This window comes from Candidatus Villigracilis proximus (assembly GCF_016717045.1).
Classification (GTDB): domain Bacteria; phylum Chloroflexota; class Anaerolineae; order Anaerolineales; family Villigracilaceae; genus Villigracilis; species Villigracilis proximus.
Genome location: NZ_JADJUO010000011.1, coordinates 98,240 through 119,164 on the forward strand (window position 1 = coordinate 98,240; position 20,925 = coordinate 119,164).

Sequence of the window (20,925 nt, forward strand, 5' to 3'; positions counted from 1 at the left end):
TCCCTTTTTATCAGATCTGCCTTTGGATACAGACCGATCTCTGATATGTTTTTTTCAGAATTTCATCGCGTAAAAAATTGTAATGCTGTTCAAACGCCTGATTGATATCTATAATTTCCCCGTGAATATCTGTTACGGAGATCGGGTCTGGCACGGCGTTAAATAACAGACGGGCATAGGTTTCACTTTCGTGTAAAGACTGCTCGGTGCGTTTGCGATCCGTAATATCCATGTTGATGCCGATGATGCGTTCCGGCCTGCCGTCATTTTCAAAAACGGTGACGGCGCTCGCGGCTATATTCCGTATCGTGCCGTCAGGCCAGATAATGCGGTGCTCATTATTTAAAAGCAGGTATTTTGTTACCGCGAGTTGAATGTTGAGCTGCGATTTATCTATGTCGTCGGGGTGGATCAATTTCACCCAGGATTGATACGTACCGTCGAAACTGCCATCGGGGATATGGTGAAGTATGTACATACGTTCGTCCCAGATGACCTTGTTTTCTCTGGGATTGTATTCCCATACGCCGATCTGACCGGCATGAGTGGCGAGCTCCAGACGATGTTTTGTCGATTCGATCTGAGCAGTGCGTTCTTTTACGCGGTTTTCCAGTTCGTCTGCATGGCGGGTGGTTTCTTCATACAGACGCGCATTCTCAAACATACTGGCTGCCTGTGCGGCCAGAGTTGTGGTCAATAACTCATCTGGTTTCCTAAAGGCGTTTGCCTTTTCGCTTTCAATGCTGATCACTCCGATTACCTGTTTGCCGGTTTTAATGGGGACATATAGACCGGATTGCAAACCCGAAAAAGTTTCCTGATAGCGCGGGTCGTTTGCTAGATCATTTGAATGCACAATTGTGCCGTGTTGGACAGCCCAGCCGCTTAACCCCTGGTCGAGGTACGCCACGCTTGTTTTTAATTTTTCCTCAGCCGCATTGCGTTCCTTCTGACTGCTTAAGTTCGCTTGATTGAAAGCCAGCAGTTCCAGCGTATTGTTTTTTGGGTTAAGTAAACGAATGGCGGTATGGTGCCAATCCATTTTTTGGTCCAATAACTTAATGATTTGTTGCGCGATCTGCTTTGGATTTAATAGCTGACTGAATGATAATCCGCTTTCGTAGAGCAATTCCAATTCCATAATGCGCTGATGCAATGCCTCTTCGGCCTGTTTGCGCTCGGTAATATCTCGCACAATTGCCCAAATTCCCTCGATTTCGCCTTCATCGTTTTTGATCAGGAAAGAATGAATTTCGATCGGAAAGATCGTTCCATCTTTCTTTATATATTCCTTTTCGTAAAAATTGGAGGAGCCTTCGGGGAATATCTGTGTTTCGACGATATTTTGCTCAAACTCATGCCACTTTTTAGGCGTGATCTCTTCATAGGTCAGATGGGCAAGTTCATTGGTGTTATACCCGGTCATCTTCTGATACGACTTGTTCGACTCTTGAACAAAGCCCTGCATATTCACTCTTACAAAGCCATCTGTCATTGTGTCATACAGATTGCGGTATCTGCCTTCAGATTGAATCAGCGCCGCTTCAATTGTTTTCGTTTCCGTGATGTCGTGAAATGACCAGACGCGCCCCTCCAGATTTTCACCATTCACAATGGGTTTTGATTGGCGCTCAAAAATTCTGCCATCTTTAAAATAGAGCGTGTCAAAACTTTTCTGCTTTGATTGATAAAGCTCCTGCACTTTTTGCAGAAAAATTTGCGGCTCGATCAATTGTTCAAGTACAAAATTAAGCAATACGGTCTCGTCTTGATTCAAGGCGATCTCACGCGGAATTTTCCACATTTTATAAAACTGCTCGTTTGCAAAAAGTACTTTGTTTTCCAGATTGACAGCCAGAATTCCATCTGCAGTGGATTGTAGAATCCCCTGCAATGTGGATTGGCTTTCATGCAGCGATTCCTCCACCAGTTTACGCTCGGTAATGTTGTTATGTGTTACCACCACCCCCGCGACGCCCTCACCGAACGGAGTAGCCGTCAGCGTGTACCAGCGCTGTTGTTCCGGCGAATGACAGGCATATTCCATGCTAAATCTGGTCAACTTGCCGCTCATTACCGCTCGAATGCCATCACAGCCATTCATTCCCTCTGTGCCTGTTTCCAGGCCGTTTTCAGCTTTACAGATCTCCAGATAATTAACTCCGATCCCAGTCCGCGGCGCCGGAATGCCAGCCTCTGCGCTATTTTCCAACGCAAATTTTTCCCAGGTCTGGTTTACAGCAATGATGATTCCGCTGTGATCCAGTACGGCGATTTCAGCAGTTACAGAATCTAAAATTGCCTGATTGAAAATTTCACTTGCGCGCAGTGAATCCCCTGTCTGCTTGCACGCAGTAATATCCTGCGCGGTCATTAGTATTGATTCGTGCCCTTGAAAATCAAAAGTGCATGATGTAACTTCCACATCGATCAACTTCCCACTTTTTAATTTGTGATGCCACTGCCCCGTAATACGTTCTTCAGGATGAATATCCTTAAGGGTTAGTTTTTGAAAATCAGTCTGCGAATAGCCGTACTTCTCGATCGCCGCCTTGTTAACTCGTAAAAATGCATGCGTCTTAATATCAATGACCCACATGGGCATTGGGTGATTTTGAAAAAGCATTTGAAAGGCGAGTTCGTTTTTCCCGCTCTTTTCTTTTTGAGTCCTTGCAGCTTTGGTTTTTTTCTTCAAAACAGGTCTCTGAAGTTGAGTTTTATGAATATCTTGTTCCGCCGCTGGTTTACTCTTTTTTTCGGTCATATTAAACTCCATCAACATGCATGAACGGTATTAATATCCCATTTTTACATCATTATACGCCTGAACCCATCGGGAAACACCCTACAATATCATCGCAAAATTTCCCGTGTATACTTAAACCATGTTTTCTTCACAAAAATTTCTTGAAAACCATGCCCGCAGAATCTCTGTTATACATATACTTTCGGCCATGTTTTCTGCCGTGGAGCCGGGCGCGGCGGTAAAAAAATATGTGCTTGAAAATCCATTGCCAAAAGCAAAACGTATTTTTCTTTTGGATTGGGAAAAGCGGCCTGCGCCATGACCTCGGCATTAGCTGACTCAACCAGCCTGACCAACAGCCTCATCATTACCAAACACGCTTCGCCTCTTAACATTGAACCTGTTACGGTTATCGAGGGAGATCATCCAGTCCCGGGCAGTTCCAGCTTGAAAGCGGGCGCTGCTGCGTTGAAGTTTGTGTCACAACTTACACAGGATGACCTGCTGATCTGTCTGATCTCAGGCGGCGGCTCTGCTTTGATGACTGCACCGCGTGTACCGCTCGCCGATTTGCAAATACTCACATCCGCATTGTTGGCGTGTGGAGCGCGCATTGATGAGATCAATATATTGCGCCGTCATCTCGATGAACTAAAGGGCGGGGGATTGATTCGGATGGCAAATGGCGCGCGCGTTGTCAGCCTGCTGCTTTCAGATGTGGTCAACGATTCGATGGAAGCCATTGCCTCCGGCCCAACTGCGCCAGACCCGTCAACTTGTGCTGATGCTTTGAGTGTGATCGCAAAATATGATCTGAAGGATAGAATCCCCGCTTCCATTATTCCTGCTTTTGTTGAAACATTAAAGCCGAGTGACCCTGTTTTTGAATATGTAGAAAATACAATAATGGCCAGTAATGAGATTGCTTTACGCGCCGCGGAAGCACAGGCACAAAAAGAATCTTTTGAAACCGTGATCATTCGCCGTGGAATGCAGGGCGAAGCCAGTGACATTGGGCGTCAGATCGCTTTGCAGTTAAAAGAATCAACACAGACAATGAAACGCCCGTTTTGTTTACTGGCCGGCGGCGAAACCACAGTTAAGTTAAAAGGGAATGGGAAGGGCGGCAGAAATCAGGAGCTTGCTCTTGCCGCCGTAGATGTATTGTCTGGTCTGCAAGATGTGATGCTGATCTCACTTGCTACTGATGGCGAAGACGGCCCCACAGACGCGGCTGGAGCCATTGTGACGGGCGAATCGGCTCACAGGGCTGAGTTGCTTGGGATGTTCGCGGCAGGCTATCTGTCGAGGAATGATGCGTATTCTTATTTTGACGCGTTGAATGATCTAATCCGAATCGGTCCGAGCGGTACCAATGTCAACGATCTGGTAATCTGCTTTGCGTATTAATGTTTATTTTCTAACCACCTGACGCTTTGTTTTTGGACGCTGATAAGCGCAGATTTTTTGGAAAACGTGAGAAAAAATAGTTTTTGTCAGCGTTTTCAGCGTTCATCTGCGTCCCATTTTAAAACTGTCTGGTGGCTAGCTTATTTTGTTACTAGTGCTGTGACAGCAAAGATAACAATGATCGCGCCTGAAATACGATTGATCCAGGCCATGTGATTTGCCGTGAGGCGCTCACGAAATAGACCAACGCCAAAACTAAGAGTCAGCCACCAGACCGCAGAACCTGCAAATACTCCGGCTACCATTGCGAGCGGCGAACCGGTTTTGTTGATAAACCAGGGGCCGGTGAAGATCGCCGCGAATGAAAGAATGGTCATTGGGTTGGTAATGGTCAGGAAAAAGGTCGAAAGATACGCGCTCAAATATCCGCTTTGACTGGCTTTTGCCGCGTGGTCGGCGGGCTTTTCAAGAAATGTCTTTATGCCAAGATACAAGAGAAAACATCCGCCGATGATGCGCAGCCAGAAAGTGTTTTCAGTCAACAGATTTGTAACGACCGTCAACCCAAATGCTGCGACCGCACCATAGACTGTGTCTGCGCTGGCGGCACCCATGCCAGATAGAAAGCCAATCAGTTTTCCATGAGAAAGCGTGCGCCGAATGCACAACACACCAATCGGCCCAACGGGAGCTGCGATGGAAATGCCGATCAAAAAACTGGTGAAGAATAGAGCTAGGTTTTCGGTCATAAAATTTCATCCTCTTTGTTAAATCAAAAAGGGACATCATTGCTGATGTCCCTTTTTGAAATGAGTTAGATTGTTGCTGCTTCTTCTTTGCGCTTGAACCAGGTTGTCCATTCGCGATTTTCCCAAACAACGAAAATGGGAGCCGCGTTAAAAATGGAGGAGTATGTTCCGCTGAAAATACCCACAAGCAAAATGATCACAAAGTGACGGGTGCTGTCGCCGCCGAATAAGACCAGAGCGAAAAGTGTCAGCATGACGGTCAACTGGGTGGTGATGGAGCGATCCAAAGTTTGCACGATGGAATGATTGACCATGGTTTCGTAGTCGATGCGGCGCAGGATGTTTGAGTTTTCGCGCACGCGGTCGAATACCACGATGGTGTCATGCACCGAAAAGCCGATGACGGTCAACAGGGCGGTCAGGAAGAGGGCGTCTGCTTCCCAGCCGAGGAAATATCCGAGGATGGCTTCCACGCCGACCACAACGAGCACATCGTGCAGCATGGCGAGAATGGCGGCAGTACCGTAGCGATAGGCATGTTCAACACCGCGGAAAGCCCACCAGATATAAAGCAGAATGGCGGCGGCGGCAAAAAATATTGCCCAGCCAGCCGCGACAGTAACTTCCGCGCCGATGGAGGGGCTGACAGAGGTGAAGTTTAAGACAGTCACTTTCGAGCCAAAGCGGGTTTCCATTTCGGCTACAATCGCGCCTTTGGTCTCATCTGTCATAGACTTTGAGCGAACCGCTAAAGAGTCTTCGCCCAATGGCTGAACAACGGGTTCGGAGATCTGTTCGTCCGTTGTAGAGAATTCCTTGTAAAGCGCTGTAATTTCTTCAACCGCTGGGCGTGTGCCTTCAAACTGCACTTCAAGTAATGAGCCGCCGCGGAAATCGATCCCGAGAGGGAACGGGCCTGTTTTTGACTGGACCCAATTAATTCCCATAAATATGATCCCAGGGATGATGATAAGCAGGGAGATGAAAAAGTAAACGTAACGATTCTTAATGATGTTCATTGCGCGCGCTCCTAAAGACCAAACCAATTCGGGTGGTCTTCGAGTTTGACTCTGTCAAGCAGTGTATGTAAAAACGTACGTGTAACGATGATGGCTGTGAATAAACTTACACCCACACCCAATGCCAACGTGATCGAAAAGCCTTTTACCATACCAGCTCCGAATCTGCTGCCAAGGAAAAAGAGGATGACGCAGGTGATCAAAGTTGAGGTGTTTGAGTCACGGATCGAAGGCCATGCGCGGCTCCAAGCCAGGTCAATGGCCTGACGCAGATTGCGTCCGTTGCGGAGTTCTTCTTTAAGGCGTTCAAAGATCAGCACGTTTGCATCCACGGCCATACCTACACTCAAGATGAAACCGGCGATGCCGGGCAGAGTGAGTACCACCGGGATCAGTTTGAATAACATCAAAGTGAATATGGCGTAACAGATCAAGGCAAGATCCGCAACGACACCGGGTACGCGATAGTAAATTCCCATGAAGAGAATTACAACTGCCAGACCAATGAGTCCGGCCAGCACGCTCTTGCGTAGACTTTCTTCACCGAGGGTTGGGCCAACGGTGCGGCTTTCCACAACTTTGATCGGGATGGGTAATGCACCCGAGCGCAGTTGTACGGCAAGCGTTTGAGCGGCATCTTGTGTGAAACTGCCGGAAATCTGACCTTCACCGCTTGTAATCGGGCTTTGAATGACCGGTGCAGAAATGACCTGTTTATCCAAAACAATTGCCAGATATTGACCTTGATGAGAGGTTGTATACTCACCGAAAATATCTGTTGCATCAGATTTCAGAACAAATGAGATCGCATATTGTCCTGTGTCACTGCGCGAAACCGAAGCGGTCTGGAGCGCGGCACCCGTCATCACTGTATGATAAATGGTTTCACCAGCTTCATTGACAGCAGGCGCATTTTCAATCCCAAAGTCGGTTTGAACGATTGTTCCCTCCAACACCGGGGTTGTGCCCATATCTACAAATTCAAGCAAAGCGGTTTGCTTTAAGGCAGCAACTACTTCTTCAGGGTTTGTCACGCCGGGGAACTCTGCCACAATGCGGCGATCACCAGCGGTCTGCATTACAACTTCGCTGACGCCAAGGGCATTTGCACGGTTCTGCAGAATGTTCTTGGCATTGAGTAAATCTTCAGCAGTGACTTCGGTCTCAGCAGGGACGTCAGCTTCAAGCAAAGCCTGAAGGCCGCCGCGCAAATCGAGACCTAATTTTGTATCCACATCCCGTTCAATGAGAGGCTGATCGTTAAATGGGTTGTAAACCAGGAGGGTTTTACTCAGGTCAACCCAAAGCGAAAAAGCGACCAATAGAACAATTAGAACCAACCAACTATTTTTATTACGCATATTTCTCACTCCATCCACAAAAATGCCAGCCTAAGGCTGGCGCGGAAGCCATTATACTCCGGTTAAAAGGTTTACGGGAATATCCATTTTTCAAAAATCGGGGTCAAATTGCACCCACATTGGGCTTCTGCTGCTGTTTGTAATTTTTCGGGCGTGGCAATATCCCACGCATTATTTTTTACATAGTTTTTTATAAATACATCAAAATTTTCTTCACCCATCTCTTCACGCAGAGCTTCAAAGAACAAACCGCCGCGACCGTAGACAATTCCACTGTATTCTTCGTTGCTATATTCTTTGACCGGCAAACCGACAGGGATTTCCTCCTGCCCAATGCTGTTCCAACGTCCTTCCAGATCCTGACGGAACCCTGCGCTGCCTGATTGCCCGTACGTGTCAGTAAAATATTGCAGGGTGGCAAACTGTGTTAATGATTCATCCAGCCACGGGTCATCGAGCTGGTCATTGCCGACCAGATTGTAAAACCATTGATGACCCACTTCATGCGCCACGGTTCCTTCCAGATAAAATTGATCCGGCTCAACGATCCATTCGGTGATGGCGATCATGCCGGGATATTCAATTCCCAAGGCGTAAGTGGGCGTGGAGACAAAATCCAATTCGGTGTATGGATAAGGCGCATATCTTTTTCCGTAGACTTCAATTGCGCGTGCCGCAACATCCAATGCAGATTCTGCGCCTGCCTGCAAATAATCACGCGTATAAAATCTTAATGTGACTCCATCCACTTCTTTCGTGAAGACTTCATACTCCGGACTCGCCGCCAGATAGAAATCACGCACCGGCCCCGCTTCATATCTGACCGTTTGCCTGTTCCCGCTTTCGTTGTGGTTGATCTCGCGCCCCGAGCCGACCAGAGTGACTCCTTTCGGCGCTTCCACTGTGACAATGAAAAAAGACATGTCTGCATAAGTCACATCGCCAGATTGCGGCGGGATTTCTGCATTCCAGCCTTCGTCATCGTAGACTGCGATCATCGGGTAGGCATGTGCCAGCGCAAGTACATCATCGTAATAGGCTTGCACACCGTAATTTAATTCAACAGATTGCGGCACCTCAAGCTCAAAGTCCATGCTAAGGGTGATGGTATCTTTCGGTTGCAGCGGATTTTTGAGCGGCACGGTCAACAGGCTGTCGTTTAGCGAATAATTGGGCGTAATGACTTCGCCATTTACATTGACTTCAGCCACATGCATTTCGCCGCCGAGGATGTTTCCAAACAAGCGGAACTTTATTTCCTTCAATTCGATATCTTCGGCGTTGGTGTAAAGTACAGTTTCCTGGCCGGTGATGTGATACAGGTCATCGGCAATATGAATTTAATATCATACATGCTGGCGTAGGGCAGTTTATTGAGTATGTTTTGATATTCGGGGATGAGTCCATCTTTGTAGACAGAACGATCTGTGGGCGAGATGGCTGGTGGAGTCGGTTCGGGGGTGGAGTCTGCTTGGGGTAGTAAGAGCAGGCATGAGGTTAAAAAAAGAAGCGTGATTGAGAACAGGAAAATATTTTTCACGGGTAATTTTCCTTTAAGAAGGTTAATGCGCGGGCGAGGACTTCTTCCGCTGGTATGCCTTCGGTGTCAATGATAAGGTGGGCGTGCTCGTGCGCGTGGGAAAGTCTGCGTTGTTGTTCTTCGTAATCGGCGATGTTCCAATTTAAATTTCGACGGGTTGTGGAGTTGTGAAACGAGCATTGTAAAAAAATAAGGACGTCAGGTGTGGTGATCGCCTGCCACATGTGTTTCACGTAGGAATGCTCCTGCGCGATGTGCCGGCAGCGATAGCCGTTTTTTCAAGCCCGGCCATCAGCGTGGATTTGCCCGAGCCGCACGGCCCGACGAGGCCGATGAGAAGATTTTTTTCAAGGTCATTCATTGTCGTGCATCAGGCGATGCAATTCATCGGGGCCGCCGAGTACGGCGAGGGTATCGCCCGCGTGAATGGGACTGCTGTCGGTGGGTGCATTTCAGATTGATGGTCACGCCGGAGCAGGACAACGTTTAGATGAAAATTATCCTCCACATAGCCGACTGTTTTTTCTGCAAAGGACGCATCTTCCGATACGACCAGACGCGCAAGACTAAGCAGCTGGCCTTCAATGGAAATGGGATTGGTAACATCCACGCCAGAAGCGGCGGCGGCGAAAACAGGTGCGGCCATTTCTGTGGCGCTCAAGGCAATGAAGCCAAATTGATCCTGGAGTGCGTGCGCGAAGTCTTCATCAAAAATGCGGACGACAACTTTTATTTTAGGATTGATGCTGCGGGCTTTGAGCGCGATCTGCAAGTTCATGGCATCGTTTTGGCTTGCCATGATGATGGTGCGCGCGTCTTTGATATTTGCGGCTTCCAGTGAGGATGGGCGTGTGGCATCTTCGTGAATGACCGGGATGCCGAGATTACGCACAACGCTGAGTGTGTCTGTATCTGCGTTGAATTCGATCGCTGCGATCTGTTCGCCCATTTCATGTAATTTAAGCGCGACGCGATAGCCGAGATGTCCCAGCCCAACGAGGATAACGTGTTTGTTTAATGTAGATGCGACTGCCATTTCCCATTCCTTTGTGCGTGCGCGGCGATTGAAGAGCAGGCTTCCAAAATCTGCCAATCCCTGCGCGAGCATAACGATCCCAATGACGGGCATTAAAAAGTGAAATAATTGTAAAACGATATGAGTTGGAAAATCACGATTGGGCGGTTGTAAAAATGTGATGGTCAGAACGATGTAAATGGCTTCGGTCAGACTATTGATCGGTTCATTAAGTAGATTTGATAGAAAATAATAAATTATGCCGCCGCCCAAAATCGCAATGGAAAACCATACGATTGCAGAGCGGAATTCGCTCAACAATATGCTTGTATCACGAATGGACGCTCGTAGATGCTGCCAACGGTGTGCGCGTGTGTCTGGTTTGTGTCTGCGTTTTTTAGCCATTGATCGGAAGCCTGACGGTCATTCTCCTTACTTCGTCTCCGGCGCGTGATGAGACTTTTAACACAACCACGCTGATATCGTCTGCGGGGCGGTTATCGTCCAGGCTGACCGCGTGTGCGAGGAGCGCGTCGGCGAGTTGTTGCGGCGCCGGGTCTTGATCCTCGATCAATGAGCGGATGGTTTCCCCGACGTTCATCGGTTGTCCACGGCGCTCGCCTGCGTGGCTGATGCCGTCTGAAAAGATCACAATGGTCAACCCGGATTCAACCCCAATTTCAGTGATGACCGGCCTTACGTTGCGCGATGTACCTAATGAAACGCTATCTTCGTTATGCGCGTCGATCTGTTCGCCGCGACAAATGAAAAGCGGCGCTGGATTGTTGCGGGTGAGTACAATGGTTTTGCTATGTAAATCTACTGATGCGATATTGAGCGTGCAGGTCACTTTGCCGGTCTTGTCGGCAAATAAAGTATCTGAAGCGGCACGTGCGGCGGCTCCGTCTCGTACGCCGTCTGCCAGCAAGCCAATCACTTTGCGCACCACCAACTGCGAAACCGCCTTCGCACCGCGTCCGCTGGTCTGGCCGTCTGCCAGCACAACTGAGAGTCCGCCGGTGGGGCGCTCCACGACTTCGAGCGTATCTCCGCTTTCAGAAACAGCGTACTTATTGATCTTTGCAACAGCGATTTGAATTTCCATTCGATAAGTATACATGCAGGCAGGTAAAACCGTAAACAGGAAAAAAAGCGCAGGCTGATTATCAAATTGTTTCTTGCCCCTCTTTCTTCAATGTTTTTACTTGACGCATCCACCGCCTACCGCTATAATCAGCCCGCTTCATTCAAAACCAACCAGACGGGCGCACTAGGCCCGTCTGATGTATGTAAAAGGAGAAAGTAAGAAATGACCCCACATCCAAAACGCAAGCATTCCAAAGGCCGTCGTGACCGCCGTCGCGCGCATGACGCGTTGACCGCCGTAAATACCGTTGCCTGTTCCAACTGCGGTTCCAAGCGCCTGCCACACACCGTCTGCTCGAATTGCGGCTTCTACAATGGCCGTGAAGTTATTCAGGTCAAGAAAGAAAAGAAAGCCAGCGAGTAGGAATCTGCAAAACGGGTCGTGACTATCACGACCCGTTTGTGTTTTAATGACTACGGAGACACTATGAAAATTAATTTACAAAGCACAGCTTTTATCTTCCCGGGTCAAGGTTCCCAAGCAGTGGGTATGGGCAAAGACCTCGCCATGCAATATCCTGTGGCGAAACAAACCTTTGAAGAAGCAGATTCGATCCTCGGGTTTGCACTCTCCAAATTAATGATGGAAGGTGCTGCGGATGAACTCAACGACACCATCAACACCCAGCCTGCCCTGTTCGTCCATTCACTGGCTTCCTACCGCGCCTTCTCGCATCTTTATCCCAATCTGACAACTGGCCCTGCCATGTTGGCTGGTCATTCGCTGGGAGAGTTATCTGCCCTCACCGCATCCGGAGCATTATCTTTCGAGGACGGTTTGCGCCTCATTCGCAAACGTGCTGAATTAATGAAACACGCCGGCGAACTTGCCCCCGGAAGTATGGCCGCCATCCTAGGTCTGGATATTCATCTGCTCGATCAGGTCTGTGACGATGCCAGCACACATGAAGAGTCTGTGCAAGTTGCCAATGACAATTGCCCTGGTCAGGTTGTTATCTCCGGTTCAAGAGCGGCCGTGGAGCGTGCCATGGCTGGCGCAAAAGCAGCCGGTGCAAAACGTGCCCTGCCATTGGCTGTGTCGATTGCTGCACACTCTTCTTTGATGGCCTCCATTCAGCAAGAGTGGAATGAAGTGGTGGTTGCTGCTCATCTATCTGCCTTGCAGATTCCCGTGATTGGCAATGTCCACGCTTTGCCATTGAGTGATGAACGCTCGATCCGCGCCGACATTATCGCGCAGATGCAATCCCGCGTCCGCTGGACAGAGTCGGTGCAATATATGATTTCAAATGGAATCAACACGTTTGTAGAAGTGGGCACTGGCACCGTGCTTGGTGGTCTCGTCAAACGCATCGCAGATGGGATGACCATTTTGCCTTTGGGAAATCCACAGGATTTTGCGGCGCTCGCCGAATAAGATAAAATGCAGGAGTTTACTCCTGCATTTTTGATTCCATATAAAAAGAAGAATTTTCAATGACCCGTAAACTTTGCTTCCTCACGATATTCTTCATCCTCACGGCTTGCGCCCCGGTGGATACTCCATCCACGGCGTATCCTGTGCCTGTCACGCAAATCCCGTTTTACGCGTCAGACACGCCTGCTCCTTTTATTGTCCCGGTTACTGATACGCCAATAATCGTCCCTCCGCCTGTTACAGATACACCGGCCTTTGTCATCCCTTTGCCTGATACTGAAACGCCAACACCGTTTCTTCCAACATCAAAATGGTGGGAAGTGTATTTCACTGACCCGTTGGTGACGAACAATCCCAATGTGATCGAGGGTTCAGTCGCAGCAAAATTAATTGAGTTTATTAATAACGCACAGACCAGTATCCACATTGCATCTTTTGAATTTAACCTGACTCCCGTTGCAGAAGCGCTGATCGCGGCCAAGAATCGCGGCGTGGATGTGAAGTGGCTTACGGATAATAAATATGGCCTGGAGTTTGATCGCGAACCCGAACGTGGACAATTTGCCCTTTTAACCGCAGCAGGCATCGAGGTCAAGGATGATGCGGGGCGGTCTGCTTTGATGCATAATAAATTCTGGATCTTCGATCAGCAGATCACCTGGACTGGGTCCACGAATATTACGGTCAATGGGGTTTATAAACAGAACAATAATGTGCTGGTAATTCATTCCCCTGAAATTGCATTTATTTATGAACGTGAATTTCAGGAAATGTGGAGCGGACAGTTCGGTCCGCGTGCGCCTTCAACAATGAGTAATCAATGGGCTATTTTGGATGGCACTCCAATTCAAGTTGTGTTTTCTGCAGAAGATCATGCGTTAAGCAACATAATCGCATTGGTAAATGATGCAAAGATCAGTGTTCGGTTTCTGGCTTTTAGTTTCACCGATTATCCGCTCGCTCAAGCGATGATCGACCGTTCAAAAGCCGGCGTGGATGTGAAAGGTGTGTTTGAAACCACCGGCAGTGAAAGCATCAATTCAGAGTTAATGAATTTTTGGTGTGCGCAGGTTCCGGCGCGGCAGGATGGGAATTCAAGCAGTTTCCTGCACGATAAGATCATCATTATTGACAACAGCATTGTGGTGACAGGTTCTTTAAATTACTCCACGAATGCGGACGAAGCAAACGATGAAAATATAGTGATTTTGGATAACGCCGAGATCGCGTCGTTGTACTTACAGGAATTCGAAAAGCTTTGGGGGCAGGCGCGTGATGTGGAGCCGGGTACCTTTGCCTGTCAGTAAATGGAACAGGTTACATTCATAATGAGGAAATCATTACCTCCATATTGAACCTTGTTGGCTGTGAGTAGTATAATGAAAATATGAATGCTTTGTCTGGCAATTTGATTGTCAGCGCCGCTTCATTTTGCGGTTGTGGAACCATATCTGGTCAGTGCAGTTTGCCTGACCAGATTTTTTTTTAATCCAGACTTCGGAAGTTTTTACGCAAGGAGAAACATGAAACTTAGCAAACTCGCAAGTGACATCGCCGAATCCCCAACCTTTGCCTTGAATGAAGAAGCCCGCTTGTTGCGTGAGCGTGGCGAGGCCGTGATCAATTTAGGAATTGGGGAGCCGAAGAATAAAACCCCCATTTCCGCTGTTTTGGCTTCGGGCGCAAAACTGACGAGCGGGGACATAAAATATGCACCGCCAGACGGCCTGCCTGCAATGAAGAAGGCCGTGATTCGTTACACCGAAGAAAACTATAGCCGTTTGGCTGCGCCTGAAAATGTGATCATTACCAACGGTGCAAAGCAGTCACTCTTCAATATTTTTTATTCAGTTTTGAATCCACAGGATGAAGTGATCGTGATTGCACCCTATTGGGTTTCATATACTGAAATGATCAAGATGTGTTTGGGAGTTCCTGTAGTTGTCACTCCCGAAGATGGGACATTTACACCACGCTTCGAAGATATTGAACGTGCAGTGACATCATCCACGCGGGCGATCATTGTTAATAGCCCGAATAATCCTTCAGGCGCAATATACCCAGCTGAGTTGATCGAGAAGATCGTCAATATGTGTGAGCGTAAAGGCATCTTCATGATCTGTGATGATATCTATCACAAACTGACCTTTGATCGAAATGTCGCTCCGCCGGCATATTCGTTTACAAATAAAGATATTGATAACTCTCACGTGATCGTTGTCAACGGCGTGGCGAAGTTATACGGTATGACAGGTTTTCGCATTGGTTGGGTGGTCGCTCCGCGTGAACTGGTCAAAGTGATGACCAATGTCCTCGCGCAAACAACTTCCTGTGTTTCGCCTCTTGCACAAGCGGCTGCGGAAGGGGCACTGAATGGTTTGCAGTCCATTGTGGATGCGCTGCGTTTGCAAATTCAAAATAATCGTGATGTGGTTTTACAGGAAATGCGGACTTTCAATGGAGTACGTTTGATCGAACCAAAAGGAACCTTCTATGCCCTGCCTGACCTGCGTGCTTTCAATGGAAATTCTGTGGAGGTTTCCAGATTCCTGCTTAAGAAGGCCATGGTGGTGACTGTCCCCGGCAAAGAGTTTGGCATGGAAGGTCACATCCGCATTTCATTTGCGGGCTCGGTGAAAGATATTACCGAAGGCATCGCCCGCATCAAGTGGGCCCTTGACCCAACTTCTCCCAATGAAATTTATATTGGTGACAAGAAAATGATTCGGGATTGGATGTAGGGAATCGGAGAAAATATTATGAACAATATACTTAATATCAAAACTCCCGCCGAATCCATTGCGCAATCACGCAAAGCGGACTTTAACCTCTCGAATCAAGGCGTCATCAATTTGCGTTTGGCCTACTGGAATTTAACTACTGAAGCATTGGTGGAAGAAGCAACTTTTTCGCAATGAAGGTTCTCTGGTTCCGGCGGACCCTTTGTTGCAAATACCGGCAAGCACACTGCTCGCAGTGCGAACGATAAATTTGTTGTGCGCCATACAGACTCGGAAAATAATATCTGGTGGGGCGTGTATAACCGTCCATTTGCAGCAGACAAGTTTGAAGTCCTGTATGACCGGCTGCTGGGATTCATGCAGGGCAGGGATGTCTTTGTGCAGGATGTCTACGGCGGTGCGGATGAGTCCTATCGGCTGCCTGTCCGCATTGTGACAGAACTGGCGTGGCACAGTCATTTCGTGCGCAATATGTTTATCCTGCCGCAGTCCCTTGAAGAATATAAACGCTTCATTCCTGAATTTACGATCATTGCCATGCCGTCTTTCAAAGGCGCACCCGCAGTGGACAGCACAAATAGCGACACATTTATTTGTCTGTCCTTTGAAAAGAAACTCGCCATCATTGGCAACACTGCTTATGCGGGCGAGATCAAAAAATCTGTCTTCACTATTTTGAATTACCTGTTGCCATTGGAAGGTGTACTTTCCATGCACTGCTCTGCAAATGTAAATCCAAATAATTCAGACGATGTTGCCTTATTCTTTGGATTAAGCGGCACAGGCAAAACTACACTCTCGGCTGATCCTACCCGCCGCCTGATCGGTGACGACGAACACGGCTGGAGCGATAACGGTGTTTTCAACTTCGAAGGCGGATGCTACGCCAAAGTCATCGGGCTTTCAGAGTCTGCCGAGCCTGAAATTTACGCCACCACCAAACGCTTCGGTACCATCCTTGAAAATGTGACTTTTGACCCCATCACGCGCATGATCGATCTTGAAGATGATTCGTTGACCGAGAACACGCGCGCTTCGTATCCGCTTGAATTTATTAATAACGCCATGCCCGAAAAGAAAGCCGGGCATCCAAAAAACATCATTCTGCTCACTTGTGACGCCAGCGGAGTCATGCCCCCGATCGCGCGGTTAACACCCGATCAAGCCTTGTATCAATTTATCTCCGGTTATACATCCAAAATCGCAGGGACAGAAGTAGGGCTTGGCAAGGAACCGGAGATCACCTTCAGCGCCTGTTTCGGCGGACCGTTTATGGTGCATCATCCATATAAATATGCAGAGCTGCTCAAGAACAAGATCGAGCGCTACGGCGTCACTTGTTGGCTGGTCAACACTGGCTGGGTGGGCGGACCGTACGGTGTTGGGAAGCGCATCTCGATTCGATACACAAGAGCCCTATTAAATGCCGCACTCAATGGGAAACTGGATCAGGTCAAATTTAAGAAAGATCCGATCTTCGGCTTTGAAGTCCCAACCCAATGCCCGGATGTCCCCGACGAGGTTTTAAATCCCGCCTCTTCATGGCATGATCAAAAGGAATATGATCGAAGATACAAAGACCTGGCGATGAGATTTAAACAAAACTTTGGCAAGTTTGAAGTTGGCACCCCGCAGGATGTGATTGACGCAGGCCCTAAAGTTTAAATAAAAAAATCCGAGTGCTTGCACTCGGATTTTTTATTTCTATTTGTACACAGGAGTTGTTGCCGGTGAGGCAAGTTTTGCAGTTTTGCCCAATTGCATCGCGTGTTCAAAGTTGCGTCTCTCAGCGTGCTGCGCGTCGATCTTGCGCTGAACATGCGGAGCAAAGAAACCTGCATAACGTTTTTGAAGCTCTGGCTTCTGCCAATCGCTGCCGCCTACCAACCCGCGGCAATTTGAGCTCCCACACCCGCAATTAAATTCATCGTAGGGCATGGTGTCGCTCATGGCATAATCAAAACATACTTCTTCACCAATCTTGATGTCTCGCATCGCAACGAGTCCGATCTGACCAGAAAGACCTGCATTCGGGTTACAAGAATGATTGACATAATCTCCTTCGCCAATGGGGCGTGGCACCAGGAAGTGACGATCTTCCACCTGGATACATAAACTACGCTCACGATCAGGGAGGTGAATAAAGGCGTCCCATTCATAGACGACGCCCCCGAAAACGGCTACGAGTTCACCCTTGTTGATGGGTTGCAGTGCATAGATGCCGTTTCCACTGCCAGTGGCCTTCGGGCGGCCTTCCAACTTAGAAGACAGATACGAACTTGGTTGTTTGGACATTCATATAACTTCCTTTTTTTGGATTAAAGATGAACAGCGCCTCCCTCGGTGGTCGAGCCGAGAAAAACGCCATTGATATTTCAATAATACATTAAATATCCTGCATGTAAAGGTTTCATGTCATATTAATGTCATCCATTTTGTTAATGATTTGTTATAAAAAATCACCCTGCACGTTATAAAAATATTACACAAACCAATTTGACAACATAAACTGCACCCTCTTTTTTGTGGATAAAAAACACGCATCAGACTCCGCCGAAACCTGCTTCCGTCCAATGGGTATTTGTTTAGCCCGAACATTTCGCCGCCCAAAAGAAACCCGTTGGACGATGAAATCGAGCTGCGATACAATACTGCCCATGATTGCTGAAAAGAAAACATATATTTTCTGGCTCGACCTGATTCGAGTGCTTAGTATTTTTATGGTGGTCCTGATCCATGCTACCAGTCCGCTGCTTAATGGCTGGGAGGATTTAACCTTTTCAAACTGGATGGCGGGGAATATCTACACCGCCATTGCCAGAGCCTGTGTGCCTCTGTTATTTATGGTCAGTGGTTATCTGTTGTTGAGCAAACAGGAAACGATCGCTTCGTTTTATGTAAATAGATTTAAAAAGGTAATCGTACCTTTTCTCGCCTGGGCAGTTATTTATCTGGTCTGGCAAAATGGATATGCAAATTACACGTTTTTCAATGCCATCAAGGCGATCATTCTTTCCATAATTACCGGCTCGGTTTATTACCACTTTTGGTTTTTGTACGCATTGATCTCCATTTACCTATTTGTGCCGCTCTTGCAGGTCTTCGTCCATTCTGCCAGCGAACAGACCTTATGGTACGCCGCGTTGATCTGGTTTGCCTTTGGTCCCTTGCTTGATTTTATCGAGCAAAATCTAGGCTATGAGCTGGTAATAAAACTTGGCTTTTTTACTGAATACATTGGCTACTTTTTCATTGGGTATGTTTTAGGCCGTTTGAAATATCCCCGCTGGGCCGTGGGATTGGCTGTTTTTGTCTATGTCGCATCTGTCGTGTACACCGCGTATGCCACCTTGAAGGTAACAGCAGCCTTTGGCGACTATAACGATTTTTATCTTGTTTATCTTCGCCTGAACATCGTGATCATGTCGCTGTCGGCATTTATATGGATGAAGGCTCTTGGCGAAAAAATGGGTACATCTCCGCAGGCGATGTCTGTAAGATTGTTCCGTGGTCTTGCGGGAGCCAGTTTTGGCGTTTATCTAGTCCACGCGATGATGCTTTCGTTTGTAAGAAGAGGGGCATTCGGTTTCGAGTTTTCAGCGTTATCTGGCCCGGCCATTTATACAGCCCCTCTTGTGACCATTCTTGTTTTTATCATCTCATTGGTTATTGTTTTGATCCTGCAAAAAATCCCGTATCTACGCGCGATTGTCCCCAATTAAATTTACTAGAGTTTGGCTTACTGTGTCCATTGCGGCCCCCAGTCTGGCTCAGGATGATTTGTGAGTTGTACCTGATTGGAGCCATCTGATCTCATAATATAGAGATCGGCCTGATCATCATTGCGCAGCGAATTAAATACGATATATTGCCCATCGGGGGAGTAGGATGCGCCTGCGTTATTTCCACCATCTGTTAATTGTATTGTGTTCCTTGTTTCCACTTCTATTTTAAAAATATCTTTGTCGCCAAACGGTCCGGCGTAGACCAGAAGATTTTTGCTGTCAGGTGACCAGTCAATGCTGCCGCCGATTCCTTGTATGCCCTCAGAAACGCGGACGTGGTTTTTGCCTTCCGTGTTCATGATAAAAATTTCATACTCCTGCGGAATGCCTACCGACATGGCGTATGCGATTTTTTCTCCATCAGGCGACCATGCGGTTGCCACGATGGTGTCTGTTCCTGTATAAACCAGGTGCGGATTTAAGCCATCTGCATTGACCATCCAAATGGATGTTGGCCCGTCTGAAGCACGGTTGGCAAATACGATGCGGCGTCCGTCTGGAGAGTAATCGGGAGAAATAACATTGCCTATATTTTCTGTCAGTTGAAAAAGTTGCTTTTCGCCGAATAATAAAAGATACAAGTCGAATGGGCCGTTGCGGTTGGACGCAAACAATAATGAACCGCCATCGGGAGTGAAGGTTGGATAGTAGTTACTGGCGTCCATGTCAGTCAGTTGTGCGAGGCCTGTGCCGTCACGATTGATCATGCATAATTGGTTGTACTCTCCACGGGTGCAGGTGAAGGCGATACGGCCTCCATTTGGATCAGTGGGTCTTGGTTGAAGGGTGAGTGTCGGTGGTGGTGTGTAATCGGATGCGAATTCAGTAAATTGTATCGGGGTGGGAATGATGACCGGGGCGGGGCGAACAAACCAGAAAAGCGATACAAATCCTGCAATTAATAGAAGCATCAAAACAGGGAAAATGCCGATCCGTGTTTTATTCCTTTTTGATTGCGAGGCGGTGAGGCCAGCCAGGCGCTCTTCCAGTGGCGGCAGGTCTTGTTGAATGCTGATCGGTTTGGGCGGCGGCAGGAACTCCCACCCGGAGAGAATGGCCGAGGTGACAGGAGCAGTTTCCGGCGTGGCGCGAAGCGGTATTTCATCCACTTGAATTTGTGCGGCAAGCGCCAGTGATGAAAGCAATTCGGTTGTGGTTTTGAGTCTGTCCCCGGCTTTTTTTCGAAGCGCCCAGAGAGTCATGCGTGAGAAATTATCTGGAATTTCCTTGTTTAGAGAAATGGGCGCGGGTGGTGTTTGGTCGAGATGCGCGTTTTGAATCGCTTCATTTGTTTTTGGCGCAGATTTGCCATTGAGCCATGCGCCGGTTGTAAGTTGGTAGAGGATTACAGTGAGGGCGTAGATGTCGGCTGCGGGGGTGAGGGGTTGTGTTGTAAATTGCTCCGGTGAAAAATATAAGCGTGGATATTTGCCGTTTTTTCCTTTGCCGCTTCGCCAATTGACGGATGCTGCAATGCCCCCTAAAAATATTTCTCCGCGCTGATTAACGCGGATCAACTCGGCTGCAAGATTGAGATGAGATAATTATTTTTATGCAGAGTTTCAAGTGCGCTGCAAACGGCTTTTATATAAATCAGGCTTCACTTACACCAACAGGTGTTTGTGTTGGGATGATCTCGCGCAGAAGTCGGGCCGTCGATCCATTCTTCCAGCAGGAAGGCAAGCGTGGGCGTTTGAAAGACGCCCAGATAATGGAAATTATATTGGGATGTGTAATGGCTCGGAGTTGACCGGCTTGCGCTTCCAGTTCCTTGATTTTCTTCAGTGATTGAAATTGTTTTTGAGAGAAGCGTAAGCGCCAGCGGTTTGCCGTTGCGAATATCTGTTGCGCGGTACAGCTCTCCCAGCGGTGTGAGCGCTATAAATTCTTCAACGTGATATTGGTTGATAAGTGTCTGGCCTGATAAAGAAGAAGACATGGAGAGATTTTACCGCGGTTGTATAAAGTTTCTTGTTGCTCATCCGTTGGTCAGTGCTTGTGTCCAAAGGATAAGAAGTCTTTTACAGAACTTCAA

20 protein-coding genes and 1 pseudogene are annotated in these 20,925 nt (G+C 47.8%); 8 read left to right on the plus strand and 13 right to left on the minus strand.

Annotation, left to right across the window (positions count from 1 at the left end; translation table 11 throughout):
* Positions 1-10: 10 nt before the first annotated feature.
* Entirely contained in the window at positions 11-2,764 is a 2,754-nt protein-coding gene (locus IPL71_RS13750; RefSeq protein ID WP_345322486.1) for a PAS domain S-box protein, read from the minus strand.
* A 246-nt stretch (positions 2,765-3,010) separates the two neighbouring features.
* Between IPL71_RS13750 and IPL71_RS13755 the strand changes: the two genes are divergently transcribed.
* Positions 3,011-4,156, plus strand: coding sequence for a glycerate kinase type-2 family protein (locus IPL71_RS13755; protein WP_345322745.1), 1,146 nt, complete (start codon positions 3,011-3,013; stop codon positions 4,154-4,156).
* A 140-nt stretch (positions 4,157-4,296) separates the two neighbouring features.
* On the opposite strand, the gene IPL71_RS13760 is transcribed toward IPL71_RS13755, so the two are convergent.
* The 9 genes from IPL71_RS13760 to IPL71_RS13800 form a co-directional block, all read right to left on the minus strand.
* Positions 4,297-4,905, minus strand: coding sequence for a LysE family translocator (locus IPL71_RS13760; RefSeq protein WP_345322488.1), 609 nt, complete (start codon positions 4,903-4,905; stop codon positions 4,297-4,299).
* Positions 4,906-4,970: 65 nt separating this feature from the next.
* Positions 4,971-5,924 carry a protein translocase subunit SecF gene (gene secF / locus IPL71_RS13765; RefSeq protein ID WP_345322490.1) on the minus strand — a complete coding sequence of 318 codons (954 nt, stop codon included), beginning with the start codon at positions 5,922-5,924 and terminating at the stop codon, positions 4,971-4,973.
* A gap of 11 nt (positions 5,925-5,935) precedes the next feature.
* Positions 5,936-7,285, minus strand: a complete 1,350-nt coding sequence (secD, locus tag IPL71_RS13770) for a protein translocase subunit SecD (protein WP_345322492.1) — start codon at positions 7,283-7,285, stop codon at positions 5,936-5,938.
* A 71-nt stretch (positions 7,286-7,356) separates the two neighbouring features.
* Positions 7,357-8,550, minus strand: coding sequence for a M1 family metallopeptidase (locus IPL71_RS13775; RefSeq protein WP_345322494.1), 1,194 nt, complete (start codon positions 8,548-8,550; stop codon positions 7,357-7,359).
* Positions 8,547-8,825, minus strand: coding sequence for a hypothetical protein (locus IPL71_RS13780; protein WP_345322495.1), 279 nt, complete (start codon positions 8,823-8,825; stop codon positions 8,547-8,549). Before IPL71_RS13780 ends, IPL71_RS13775 begins: the two co-directional genes overlap by 4 nt.
* Positions 8,822-9,058 (minus strand): hypothetical protein, encoded by a 237-nt coding sequence (locus tag IPL71_RS13785; RefSeq protein ID WP_345322497.1) that lies wholly within the window; start codon positions 9,056-9,058, stop codon positions 8,822-8,824. Before IPL71_RS13785 ends, IPL71_RS13780 begins: the two co-directional genes overlap by 4 nt.
* A complete protein-coding gene (locus tag IPL71_RS13790; protein ID WP_345322499.1) occupies positions 9,055-9,186 on the minus strand; it encodes a hypothetical protein in 132 nt (43 codons plus the stop codon). Before IPL71_RS13790 ends, IPL71_RS13785 begins: the two co-directional genes overlap by 4 nt.
* Positions 9,187-9,195: 9 nt before the next feature.
* Positions 9,196-10,245: a potassium channel family protein gene (locus IPL71_RS13795; protein WP_345322501.1), complete on the minus strand. Its 1,050-nt coding sequence runs from the start codon at positions 10,243-10,245 to the stop codon at positions 9,196-9,198.
* On the minus strand, positions 10,238-10,945 hold the full coding sequence (locus tag IPL71_RS13800) for a SpoIIE family protein phosphatase (protein WP_345322502.1): 708 nt from the start codon (positions 10,943-10,945) through the stop codon (positions 10,238-10,240). The genes IPL71_RS13795 and IPL71_RS13800 overlap by 8 nt, the downstream gene beginning before the upstream one ends.
* Positions 10,946-11,149: 204 nt before the next feature.
* Here IPL71_RS13800 and rpmF point away from each other — a divergent pair, with 204 nt between their 5' ends.
* From rpmF to pckA, 6 genes and pseudogenes are all read left to right on the plus strand, one after another.
* Positions 11,150-11,350 carry a 50S ribosomal protein L32 gene (rpmF, locus tag IPL71_RS13805; protein WP_345322504.1) on the plus strand — a complete coding sequence of 67 codons (201 nt, stop codon included), beginning with the start codon at positions 11,150-11,152 and terminating at the stop codon, positions 11,348-11,350.
* 63 nt (positions 11,351-11,413) lie between these two features.
* Positions 11,414-12,364, plus strand: coding sequence for an ACP S-malonyltransferase (fabD, locus tag IPL71_RS13810; protein WP_345322506.1), 951 nt, complete (start codon positions 11,414-11,416; stop codon positions 12,362-12,364).
* A gap of 59 nt (positions 12,365-12,423) precedes the next feature.
* Complete coding sequence (locus tag IPL71_RS13815) at positions 12,424-13,671, plus strand: phospholipase D-like domain-containing protein (protein ID WP_345322508.1); 1,248 nt, start codon at positions 12,424-12,426, stop codon at positions 13,669-13,671.
* A 216-nt stretch (positions 13,672-13,887) separates the two neighbouring features.
* Positions 13,888-15,105 (plus strand): pyridoxal phosphate-dependent aminotransferase, encoded by a 1,218-nt coding sequence (locus IPL71_RS13820; protein WP_345322511.1) that lies wholly within the window; start codon positions 13,888-13,890, stop codon positions 15,103-15,105.
* Positions 15,106-15,123: 18 nt separating this feature from the next.
* Positions 15,124-15,282 carry a hypothetical protein gene (locus IPL71_RS13825; protein WP_345322513.1) on the plus strand — a complete coding sequence of 53 codons (159 nt, stop codon included), beginning with the start codon at positions 15,124-15,126 and terminating at the stop codon, positions 15,280-15,282.
* 24 nt (positions 15,283-15,306) lie between these two features.
* Positions 15,307-16,770, plus strand: a pseudogene (gene pckA / locus IPL71_RS13830) (phosphoenolpyruvate carboxykinase (ATP)); the annotation flags it as partial.
* A 39-nt stretch (positions 16,771-16,809) separates the two neighbouring features.
* Here pckA and IPL71_RS13835 read toward each other — a convergent pair.
* Complete coding sequence (locus IPL71_RS13835) at positions 16,810-17,400, minus strand: SET domain-containing protein (RefSeq protein ID WP_345322515.1); 591 nt, start codon at positions 17,398-17,400, stop codon at positions 16,810-16,812.
* Between the two features lie 362 nt (positions 17,401-17,762).
* Between IPL71_RS13835 and IPL71_RS13840 the strand changes: the two genes are divergently transcribed.
* Complete coding sequence (locus IPL71_RS13840) at positions 17,763-18,827, plus strand: acyltransferase (RefSeq protein ID WP_345322517.1); 1,065 nt, start codon at positions 17,763-17,765, stop codon at positions 18,825-18,827.
* A gap of 17 nt (positions 18,828-18,844) precedes the next feature.
* Here the strand turns inward: IPL71_RS13840 and IPL71_RS13845 are convergent, their stop codons facing one another.
* Positions 18,845-20,407, minus strand: a complete 1,563-nt coding sequence (locus IPL71_RS13845) for a hypothetical protein (RefSeq protein ID WP_345322519.1) — start codon at positions 20,405-20,407, stop codon at positions 18,845-18,847.
* 83 nt (positions 20,408-20,490) lie between these two features.
* Positions 20,491-20,829 carry a hypothetical protein gene (locus tag IPL71_RS13850; protein WP_345322521.1) on the minus strand — a complete coding sequence of 113 codons (339 nt, stop codon included), beginning with the start codon at positions 20,827-20,829 and terminating at the stop codon, positions 20,491-20,493.
* Between the last annotated feature and the right edge of the window lie 96 nt (positions 20,830-20,925).